The 10,827-nt window shown below is 49.5% G+C and carries 8 protein-coding genes and 1 other annotated feature; of the genes, 3 read left to right on the forward strand and 5 right to left on the reverse strand.

Annotated elements, in window-relative coordinates; all coding sequences use genetic code 11:
* Window positions 1-93 precede the first annotated feature (93 nt).
* Complete coding sequence (locus tag ACJROR_RS08675; protein ID WP_406546779.1) at window positions 94-390, forward strand: PDDEXK nuclease domain-containing protein; 297 nt, start codon at window positions 94-96, stop codon at window positions 388-390.
* A gap of 663 nt (window positions 391-1,053) precedes the next feature.
* Window positions 1,054-2,664, forward strand: coding sequence for a hypothetical protein (locus tag ACJROR_RS08680; protein ID WP_406546780.1), 1,611 nt, complete (start codon window positions 1,054-1,056; stop codon window positions 2,662-2,664).
* Between the two features lie 345 nt (window positions 2,665-3,009).
* Here ACJROR_RS08680 and trpCF read toward each other — a convergent pair whose 3' ends face one another.
* The 4 genes from trpCF to ACJROR_RS08700 are packed head-to-tail and all read right to left on the reverse strand — an operon-like array spanning window position 3,010 to window position 7,678.
* On the reverse strand, window positions 3,010-4,497 hold the full coding sequence (gene trpCF, locus ACJROR_RS08685; RefSeq protein ID WP_406546781.1) for a bifunctional indole-3-glycerol-phosphate synthase TrpC/phosphoribosylanthranilate isomerase TrpF: 1,488 nt from the start codon (window positions 4,495-4,497) through the stop codon (window positions 3,010-3,012).
* Entirely contained in the window at window positions 4,498-5,520 is a 1,023-nt protein-coding gene (trpD, locus tag ACJROR_RS08690) for an anthranilate phosphoribosyltransferase (protein ID WP_406546782.1), read from the reverse strand.
* 12 nt (window positions 5,521-5,532) lie between these two features.
* On the reverse strand, window positions 5,533-6,114 hold the full coding sequence (locus ACJROR_RS08695; protein ID WP_406546783.1) for an aminodeoxychorismate/anthranilate synthase component II: 582 nt from the start codon (window positions 6,112-6,114) through the stop codon (window positions 5,533-5,535).
* 1 nt (window position 6,115) lies between these two features.
* Window positions 6,116-7,678 carry an anthranilate synthase component 1 gene (locus tag ACJROR_RS08700; protein ID WP_406546784.1) on the reverse strand — a complete coding sequence of 521 codons (1,563 nt, stop codon included), beginning with the start codon at window positions 7,676-7,678 and terminating at the stop codon, window positions 6,116-6,118.
* 27 nt (window positions 7,679-7,705) lie between these two features.
* Window positions 7,706-7,802, reverse strand: a sequence feature (Trp leader region).
* A 534-nt stretch (window positions 7,803-8,336) separates the two neighbouring features.
* Here ACJROR_RS08700 and ACJROR_RS08705 point away from each other — a divergent pair.
* The gene (locus tag ACJROR_RS08705) at window positions 8,337-9,077 is read left to right on the forward strand and encodes a hypothetical protein (RefSeq protein WP_406546785.1); all 741 of its coding nucleotides are present in this window, start codon (window positions 8,337-8,339) and stop codon (window positions 9,075-9,077) included.
* 685 nt (window positions 9,078-9,762) lie between these two features.
* Here the strand turns inward: ACJROR_RS08705 and ACJROR_RS08710 are convergent.
* On the reverse strand, window positions 9,763-10,827 hold a 1,065-nt coding region (locus ACJROR_RS08710), incomplete at its 5' end, for a hypothetical protein (RefSeq protein ID WP_406546786.1).

Below are 10,827 nucleotides of genomic sequence, written 5' to 3' on the forward strand. Positions count from 1 at the left end.
ATTTCAGAAGCGGGGGTGAAAGGATAATGAGAACTGAGGGTCACGAAAAAGCACTAGGGGTGGTCACAGAGGGGTAGAATTTCCAACAGTATTTTGAAATGCCACGTTTTGATTGATCTGAAAATAGGGCGGCTTACTCATACTGACGTGGGGCAGATGGACAGTTATATCAGGATGTATGATTCGTTGTACCGGAATCCGGATGATAATCCAACCATAGGCATTATTCTTTGTTCTGAAAAGAATGAAACTGTCGCCAGGTTTTCAGTCCTGAATGATGCCCGGCAAATGTTTGCCTCGAGATATCAGATGACTCTACCCACGGCTGAAGAACTGCAGCATGAAATAGAAAGGGAGCGAAAGCTGATAGAAGATGCCAGCAATGATTAGCTTTAATGCTTGAGAGCGCTATTGACAGATTTGGAACGCGCTGCGTTCCAAATCAGAAAACCGGCCTCCTTGATGCGCTTACATGTAAACTTCTCCAAAAACCGCAGTTGATCTAAATCCCCATTCTTCCGTCGCCATCCTTTAAAACTCAAGCCTTCTATTCGCATTTTCGTATTTTTCGCCGACTTTTAAGTTTTTGTGATTTTCTTTGCATAATCCTTGTGGAATAAGCGTTTGTGCTATTGACAGATCCATTTTATAATTGTATAATCAAATCAACAAAACAGCAGAATAGATTTTTGTGTAATAAACAGCTTCTATAATTGCAAATTATATTCAACAAATTTGCAGAATATAACAAGGTAAATTATGGGCAAAGTTTTCTGGAACAAGCCGGCCATTCCCATCCCGCCGGAGGCCTACATCAACCGTCATGACGGAACTGCGTTTATTTTCGTTCTGGGGAACGATCAGAAACGGCATTCCGTGTGCATTGGCCGAATGGCTTCCGAGTCAACCATGTTTCCTAACAGTACCTTTCGCGATAAGTATCGTAATGAGTGGGTCAGGTTTTATGGAGAGGAAGAACTTAAGCCTGCGGAAATGCACCTTGGCATGTACGCTCTGACTCTGGGAGTCAGCACCGAAATCTCTCTTTATCCTTTGCTTCAGGAAGTATATGGCCTAGCCTGCGGCAACATGCTGCTTGACTACTGCATGTTCAGTTTGCTTAATCGCAGTTCCGCAACTGAGACATTTTCGGAAATTATGCGAGATGAAATCCTGTTTTCCAGACAATGCCCGGATGATTCAGCCTACTCCAGACTTTTTCAGGATCTGACAAAGGAGCAGCACCACAAATTCAAGGTCAAATGGCTTGAACACTGTAAAGAAAAGGGAGTTACCAAGGCATGGATCAGCATTGACGGTTCAAATAATGACTGCGAGGTTAAGAAAAGCGAACTGTCTGAACCCGGACATGCCAAAAGTCACAATAAGGGTTGCATAGTCAGCTATATGTACGCAGTAAATGCACAGGACGGGCGCCCCATAACGTATTTTGAGTACGAAGGCGGGATGGTTGACAGCAAAGCCTTTCATCAGATTGCTCTCTTTCTCCATGGAGCTGGAATTGAAATTGAAGGCATCATTCTGGACAGAGGTTTTTGTACAGATGAGGTTATCAAAACAATCCGGGAATGCGGCTATGATTTCATTGTTATGATGCACGGTGATCATTTTGGGCATACAGCAATGGTCAAGAAACACGGAGATACCATACCATGGCAGCCGGAGTTTGCGGTGAGTGATGACGGTGTCTTCGGCATTACAGAGGAAACGCAGCTGTTTAAACTCCATCCGGAGACCACGGGATTTGTGAATCTCTACTACGACGGAGCCAGGGGGTGCCATCAGTCAATTAAACTGATCCGGGAAATAAGACAGGAGAAGCGTCGCATTGAAGCATTGATCGCAGCCGGCAAAACAGCCTCAGTATCAAATGGCATGGGAAAATATGTTCATATTGATACAGACGATAACGGTACTCGGCATGTTAACTTTAACTACGAAAACTGGAAGTTTGCAATGAATGGCAAGGGATATTTTTCTCTTGCCTCGTCCCGGGATTACGGAGCAGAAGAGTGTCTTCGGATATACCACCTGAGAGATACTTCAGAAACTCAGTACGCGCTCATTAAATCTCAGGAAGGCTTCCATGCAACAAGGGTTCATTCGACAGAAAGCATTCGCAGTAAATTTGCAGTTGCCTTCTTCGGAAGTATAATCAGAACAGAGATCATGCTGGCGTGCCAGAAACTGAATCTTGACACCAATGTCATGATTCAGAGAATGAGCCGTTTGCGTTTGCTCCAGATGGCTAATTCTCTGTATTCGTATACTCGTACTCACGGAACTGCCGAAATGAGTCTGCTGAATGAATTCGGGATTTCCGCACAGCATCTTGAAATCATGGGGAACGAGTACAACCAAAGAATTAACTCCAATATCGATGACCAGATCCGGAAAGTTCCAAAATGCGAAACTGCAGTTTTTGGAAAGAGAAAACGCGGACGCATCAAGGGCAGTAAAAACAAAAAGACTCTGGAACGGGAAGCTGAAGAGGCCAGGATAAACGGATATCGCCCAAAAGAAGAAAAAGAGAAAAAGAAAGCTGGAAGACCTAAGGGCAGTAAGGACAGCAAACCGAGAAATCGAAGAACTAAAGCGGAAATGCTTGCTGCAAAACAGGGACAGATTTCTTCAGAGGGATAAACTTTAGAAGTTGACAGATGTTCAAAATTTGAGCAATTTTTAAAATTGCTCAAAATATTACTGCGGTTTTTGGAGAAGTTTACGTTACAAGACGAATAGCAGCTTAATATCCTGCGTAAGACATGCATGGCCGGACATAGCTGCGTCTTTGGATTTTTCGAGCTTTTTCCGATAGCCAAAAACAAAAGCCCCGGCAGCACTGGCTTTCGGGGGCTTTTCAGGCGGGCATTAGGGGGCGGCCGGATCTGAGCCTTGGTGATAATCCGGGATACCCCGGTTTCCGGCTGTTAAGATCCCCTCCGCCGTATTGGTTTACCGGTTCACCTTACATCGGTTTGCCTCACGTCAGTAATCCCGTATCACAGCCATGGCGCGGAAGATGAGATCCTCAGACTTCAGTCCCGGAGCCTCTTCAAGCCCGCTGTTAAAGTCATAGCCGCTGGCTCCGCTCTCCTGAACGGCCTCCCGGATATTGTCCGGGGTGAGACCGCCGGCCACGGTGATCCGGGAGCGATCCTCAAGAGAGATGGTCTTCCAGTCAAAGGATTTTCCGGTGCCGCCAAAGCTGTTTCCGGAACTGGTGTCCAGTACTATTCGGTCAGCGATGCCCAGCCATTCCCGTACCTTCTCTTCCGGAAAACCTTCCGCTCCCACCGGGATCGCTTTCCAGATCTGGCATTCCCGGGGGAGGAGAGCTCTGAGCTCCCGGGCGTAGGAGATATCCTCGCTGCCGTGAAGCTGCGCGGCGCCAAGCCGGAGTTCCCAGGCCAGCTCGGCCACTCTTGCCTTATCCTCGTTGACAAAAACCCCGGCAAAATCCTGCCGGCCGCCCCCGGCTCTTACCGCGGCGATGATCTCCCGGGCATCTTCCGGAGTCACATGCCGGGGGGACTTAGCCGCAAAGATAAGCCCGTTCCAGACAAAGCCGGCCAGCCAGGAATTCAGGGCATCCCGGGGGCGGGTAATGCCGCAGACCTTGTTTTCGCCAAGAATGACCTTTCTGACGGCCTTTTCAATATCCGGACTGGCAGTAAGGGAGCTTCCGATAAGGAAGGCCTTCACATGATCCCGGAGACTCAGGATCTCGTCATGGGAACGAATGCCAGATTCGCTTACGGAAATGCGATCCTCCGGAATAAGCCGGGCCATGTCGCTGACCCGCCCCAGATCCACGGTGAGATTCCGGAGATTTCGGTTATTGATGCCGATAACCTTCGCTCCCAGCTGCACCGCCCGGGCGATTTCCTCTTCTCCCGAGGCTTCCGTGAGAATCCCCATGCCCAGGGAATGGGCCAGATCTGAAAGCCGGAGATAGGCCTCATCAGTGAGCACGGACAGCATCAGGAGGATGGCATCGCCCCCGAAATACCGGGCTAGATACACCTGATAGGGATCATAGATAAAGTCCTTGCAGAGCACCGGCAGCCGCACTGTCTTCCGGACGGCGCGGATATACTCGTATTTGCCCTGGAAGAACCTTTCGTCTGCGAGCACTGAGATCACGGCGGCATAGTTTTCATATACCCGGGCAATGGCCACGGGGTCAAAATCCGGCCGGATCAGTCCTTTGGAGGGAGAGGCCTTCTTGCATTCCAGAATGAAACGGGTTTTTCCCCGGGAAAGGGCATCATAAAAGGAGCGATCGCTTTTGGGGAGCTCTTTTTTAATGTCCTCCTCCGGAAAACGCAATTTCATGTCCCGGATCCACGCCGGTTTGGCATTCAGAATTGTTGCCAGAACATTTCCGTCTACCGAGGTCGCGGAGATATCCGGGTTTTCCCGGAGTTCGGAAGAGAGCTCCGAACCCGGAGTCAGCGGCTTTGCTTCTGACACCTAAGCCTCCATCATTTTGCTTAAGCGGGCGAATTCCCGGATCTGCCTCATGGCACCGCCGTTCTTAAGCTGCTCCAGCACCATGTCCGCGCCTTCCCGGAGGCTTCCGGCCTTGCCGCCCACATAGAGCAGGGCGCCGGCATTAGCCTGCACCGCCGCCATCTGCGCCGGAGTGCCCCGGCCCTCGAAGATGTTTCTGGCGATAACCACGTTTTCTTCCGGTTCCCCGCCCTTGATATCATCCAGAGTGAAGGTGTCAAGACCGAATTCGTCCGGAGTGATAATGCGGGAGGTGATATAGCCGTTATCAAGCATGGCCGCATAGGTGGGGCCGTGCACGGCGATTTCATCAATGCCGGATCCCCAGACCACCAGCGCCTTCTTCATGCCCAGCTGATGCAGAGCCTGAGCCATGGGGCCGATAAGCTCCTTGGAGTAAACGCCCATAACCATGTAGTCAGGACGGGAAGGGTTGGTCAGCGGTCCCAGAATATTGAAGATGGTGCGGGTGCCCAGAGCCTTGCGCACCGGTCCTGCGTATTTCATGCCGCTGTGATAGACCTGGGCAAAGAGGAAGGTGAGCCCGATGGCGTCGAGACAGCGGAAGGCCTGATCCGGAGTCATTCTGATATTGATATCAAATGCTTCCAGAAAATCCGAGGCTCCTGATTTGGAGGAAACGCCGCGGTTGCCGTGCTTGGCAATATGGAGACCGAGAGAGGAGGCCACCACCGCGCTCATGGTGGAAATATTAATGGTGTTGTGGCCGTCGCCGCCGGTACCCACAATTTCTCCCACCTGAAAGTCCCGCTTTTGTTCAAACGGGGTGGCGGCGCCGATCATGGCAGAGGCCGCAGCGGCAATTTCCACCGGGGTCTCGCCCTTGATCTTAAGAGCGGTAAGCACCGAGCTCAGCATGACGGGATCGATTTTGCCCGCAAAAATATCCTGAAAGAGAGACAGCGTTTCTTCCTTTGAGAGATCCTGTCCCTGATAAAGCTTTTCAGCAATTGGAAATGACATGATGCCTCCCTGTTATTCTGTCAGAAATCTGATGCTGTTTATAAGAAGCTCGCTTCCTCTGGTAGTCATTACTGACTCCGGATGGAACTGAAAGCCAAGCACCTTGTCCCTGCGGTTGAGCACCGCCATGCAGATGCCATGGAAGGAGGCGATTTCTTCCAGACTGTCCGGAACGTAGGTAGCGGCCAGGGAGTGATAGCGGGCTACGGGCATGGGGCTGGGAATCCCCGCAAACACATCCTTTCCGGTGTGTTCGATGAAGGATACCTTGCCGTGCATGATTTCCCCTGCCGGAGCCACGGTGCCGCCGTAGTACTGGCAGATGGCCTGATGGCCGAGACAGATGCCCAGAATGGGGAAGCGTCCGGCGGCCTTCCTGATAAGCTCGGGCATGGAGCCGGCGGCTTCGGGAGTGCCGGGGCCCGGGGAGAGCACCAGAAGCGGGGTGTCCCCGGCGTTTTCCAGAGCCTTGATTACGGTGTCGGCGGCAATGGAATTACGATAAACGGTAACGGTATGACCCAGACTCCGGAAGAGATCCACCAGATTGTAGGTAAAGGAATCAAAGTTATCCATGAAGATGATAGATGCCATATTACTGAATCTCCTCCAGTGTTTTGTGGTGAGCCAGCGCAATCGCATTCAGCACTGCGGCGGCCTTTTTGCGGGTTTCCTCGGCTTCGTCCCGGGGATTGGAGTCATAAACTACGCCGCAGCCGGCCTGCACGTGAGCGATGCCGTTTCTGACGAAGGCTGAACGGATAACAATGGAGGTATCCATGTCGCCCCGGCCGGTGAGGAAGCCAATGGCTCCGCCGTAGCTGCCGCGTCTTTCCTTTTCAGTGGCTCTGATGATTTCCGTGGCCCGGATCTTCGGAGCTCCGGTCAGGGTGCCCATGTTAAGGCAGGCCTGATAGGCATGAATGGCGTCGAGCTCGGGACGGAGCTGGCCTACCACCCGGGAAACCAGATGCATTACGTGGCTGTAGCGATCCACATTCAGGAGGTCAGGCACGTATCTGCTGCCGGGAACGCTGATTCGGGCAATGTCATTGCGGGCCAGATCCACCAGCATGAGATGCTCGGCATTTTCCTTAATGTCCCGGCGGAGCTCCAGCTCGATTTTGCTGTCCAGATCCAGATCCACGGAGCCGTCCGGCTTTCTGCCGCGGCCTCTGGTGCCGGCGATGGGGTACATCTGCACCTCGTTGGTATCCCTGGTGTATTTCACGGAGCTTTCCGGAGAGGCGCCGAAGATAATGAAGTCCTCGTCCTGCATATAGAACATGTAGGGGGAGGGATTGGTCTTCTTAAGGTAGTGATAGGCATTTACCGGAGAAGGGCAGGGAATGGAGAAGGTGCGGGAAGGCACTACCTGGAACACATCGCCCTGGAAGATATAGCCCTTCATCTTTTCCACAATGCCGCAGAAGTCATCATCGCTGATGCTGACGGCGATATGTTCGTCTCCCAGCGGAATTTCCGCGGGTCTCTGCACCTCTTCGTAATTATTGAGCCGGGCCGCAAGGTCGCTGACCTTCTGGCTGAGGGCGGGGGTTGCGGATTCCAGATAGGAAATGGCGTTTACGGAGCTGGATTTTGTTTTGTGGTTAACGGTGATCCAGGTGTCTATCAGGTAGAAGCAGAAATCGGGACAGGTATTGGAGCTCTCTTTGACTTCAGGGAGGTTTTCCACTGCGGTGATAAGGTCGTACCCGAAAACTCCGGCCAGGAGATTGTCTTCATGACTGCCGGTTTCCGGTTCAATGGCCAGAATGCTCCGGAGGCTGTCCAGCACCGTCAGGGCCTTGAGGCGGGAATCCTCGTCCAGGTTCCTGTCAGTTTCCGGATATTCCAGTACGGTAACGCCGTTAGCTGCCGGGGTTACGGTGACCGTCTTCGGAAGGAGGGGCAGCAGCTTGGCCAATGCCCCGGAGCCGTTTTCGTTAAGAACCCTGATAAACACCCGGCGTCCCAGACTGCTTATCCTGAGAGCGCTGTCGATGCCCAGAATGCTCTGGGTGCCGGCCTTGGTGTGAATTTCCAGTGATTCCAGAAGAATGTTGTTTTTCCGATTGCCGGAATCGGTCAGGTCATAGAACAACGCCAGAGGGTCTTGTACGTACCCGGCCTCAGCTGAAAGTTTTGTATTGCTCATATAATCTCTGCTGTATCCTGAATTTCAACAAAAAAACCCGCTTTTGCGAGCGGGTTTCCTGCAGAAATTCTTAAAAATGCATGACTTAGCCCCACTCGCAAGAACGAGTGCGCCACCAGGTAAGTAAAGCGTAAAAAGCTACAGTGAACATGCCGTTAAACCACAAACTTTGAGTTAAAAAATTAACGCTCAAATTCTAATTCCAAAATGTTTGACCATGCAAGATTTTTTTGCATGAAAAGAGAAAATGCCTCAAAAAAAGGGCTTAAAACAGAATTTTCGGCGTCCTGCTGCAGAATAATGATAATAATCGGTGCATTACTGGGCGCCGGGAACTGAATATTGCTCCAAAACAGGGCGTGCAAATTTCCTTAAGCTGAGGACGGGAAGATGCGGCAGAGGGCGGAAGAGAAACAAGGAAGAACAATAAGGATCGGAAAAACAGGAAAGCAAAGGAGAAACAGGAAAGAAGAACAAGGGGAAAGAAGAACAAGGCAGCCGGATCGGGTTAGTTTAGAGCCCCGTAAATCCGGAGTTCTATCATATTTGGCTGTCAGTCCCCATTTTTATGACAGGTGTTTTGTCAGATTTTTATGGATAAAGTATACTCGAAGGGACTGTCCTTTTTATGTCATTATGATGTTTCTGAGATCTTGCCATGACTGTTTTATCTGACACCTCAGTATCCGGAGATTATCTCTTTATCTTCGAGAAAAGCCGCATTGAGTTTCGTTTTGCAGACGGAACCAGAGCGGATCTTTTTCTTCTGGGCGGTTTCAGAACCGGTATGCCGTTCAAGGTCAGGGTCTTTTCCCGGGAGATGCTCACCGTGGACAAATGCTGGGATTTCATTGAAACCGCCGAGGCCTATGCCTCCATTAATCCCGGCGGCGCTGTCTATTTTGTGGAAAAGGATCATTCCGATGATCTCTTTTTCTGGCATCTGGTTTTTGATTCCCCGTACTTCAGAACATGGCAGGCCCGGAGGCCGCATCTCAAGGTCGCTCCTCTGAAAATCTCCCGCAATCGGGATATTCCGCTGGATCTGATAGTGCGTCGCCTGAATGATTATTCCGGAGTGCTTCGGGATCTCGCGGATGTTCAGAATGCCGTTTCCTGGCTGGCTCAGGAATTATTTCCGGCCTATGGTCATCAGGAACCTGACATCGTGGTGGCAGATGTAAAACGCAAAAAGGGGCGGGGGATTGCTTCGCATTACCGCTACATGGTTTTTCCCGGGGAATTTTGCATGGTGGATCAGAACGGCATAATGAAATACCACGGCAGGAGTTATGAGCTTCCCAGGGGGTACAGAGGCCTCAGCCTTTCTGTCAGGTATATGGATGGCCGTTTGTTTGTTTATCATAACGGTTATCTGGTGGCCACGTTTGCACGATAAGCGCAGCATGACCGCGATAGAAGTTCCCAATTCCGGCACTGACTTTTCCTCTGTTTGTTAGTCTGTCTGCTAATCTTCCTGCTCTCGTTTTCCCTCTTCCTGAAGGTCTCTTTTTGCATCCTCCCCGGGCTTCTCAGAAAGCTTTGCAAAACCTTTTCCGGGACTTTATCAGCCTTGGGTTTATCCGGTGTTTCGGCGGCGGGAGGATCGGAAATTTCGGAGCGGCTACCACATATTGCCTTAAAAGCAAGAGCTATTTTTGGGAAAGTTCAAAAAAATCCCCAATCCACAGTTTTGTTCACTGATAGTGTGGATAGTTCAGGGCTGATTTTTGGGATTTTGCCAGGTGTCCGGGGATGGCGATGCATTTTTCGGGGCTCCGGCAGGGAGGTTTTGAGGGATTTTCCGGGGCCTGCCTGTTGATAACCGTCTCGGGGGCTTATAGTGAAAAGGGGGAACAAGTCCAATGTAAATACAGATGGAAAGGAAAAGCAGGGTGAGCAAGAGAGAGGAAGAAATAAAGGCTCCCGTGCTGCTTCTCAGGAAATATCTCCTGAAGTTCTGACAAGAGGAGCCAAAAACAACCCGCAGATGAAGAAGCTCGTAGGCCGTTCGGGTTACTGACGGCCTTGAGAAAAAATGATGCTTTCGGAGAAGCATACCCCGAAAGGTTGGAAATGAAGGGTCAATGTCCAACTGAGTTCAGCAGGCGGTAATTCTCACAGCCCTTCTGATTTCCCATGTCGCAGGCTTTTCCAAAATATGATTTTGCCGTCTTTTTGTTTTTCTTAACGCCAAAACCGTTGAAATAATCAATTCCTACATTAAAACAGCCAATAGAGCTGTTCAGTTTACAGGCTTTTTCACTGTATTTGTGCCCCAGCTGATAGTTTTGCTTTACCCCAAGCCCCTCGTTGTACAGCGCTCCTAAGGCAGAACAGCCATTGCCGTTATTTAACTTGCAGGCTTTCTCAAAGTAATTTTTGGCCTTAAAATAGTCTTGTGTTACTCCATCGCCGGCTGCATACATATTTCCCATGGCATAACATCCGATACTATGGTCAAGAGAGCAATGCGCATCAAATATATCTATTGCTTCATTATAATTCTGATTAACTCCACGTCCATTAAGATACATATAGCCAATATTGGTGCACCCTTCATTATTTAAGTTTTTTGAACATGCCATTTTATAATGAAACATTGCCATTTTATAATCCTTTGGAACACCAACACCTTGCTCATACATAACACCAATCATATTACAACTATTTTCGTTTTTTAAATCTTTGCAAGCTTTATCGTAATGTTCTTTGGCAATATTATAATTTCTGCTTACTCCTCTACCATAAAAATATAAATCTCCCAGACGATCACAGCCTGGACCATCGTTATTATTGCATGCCAATCTGTAGTATTTTCTGGCTTCTGCTAAATCCTGATTTACTCCCAGACCATCTTCGTATACAGCACCTAAAAAACTGCAACCGGAAGCATTGTATAAATCACAGGCCTTTGTAAAATATTTTTTTGCTTCGTAATAGTTTTGTTTTAAACCAAATCCGCCATTTATAAGCAAAATTCCAATATTTTTACAGCTGAGTCCGTTATTCTTATTGCAGGCTTTATCATAATATTTTTTGGCTTCTTTATAATCTTTCTTAACTCCTTCGCCTTTTGCGTAATAGACACCAAGGTTGTTACAGCTTTCCCGGTGGTTTAAACGACATCCTTTTTCATAGTAAGTTAT

The organism is Succinimonas sp. (genome assembly GCF_045225735.1).
GTDB lineage: Bacteria > Pseudomonadota > Gammaproteobacteria > Enterobacterales > Succinivibrionaceae > Succinimonas.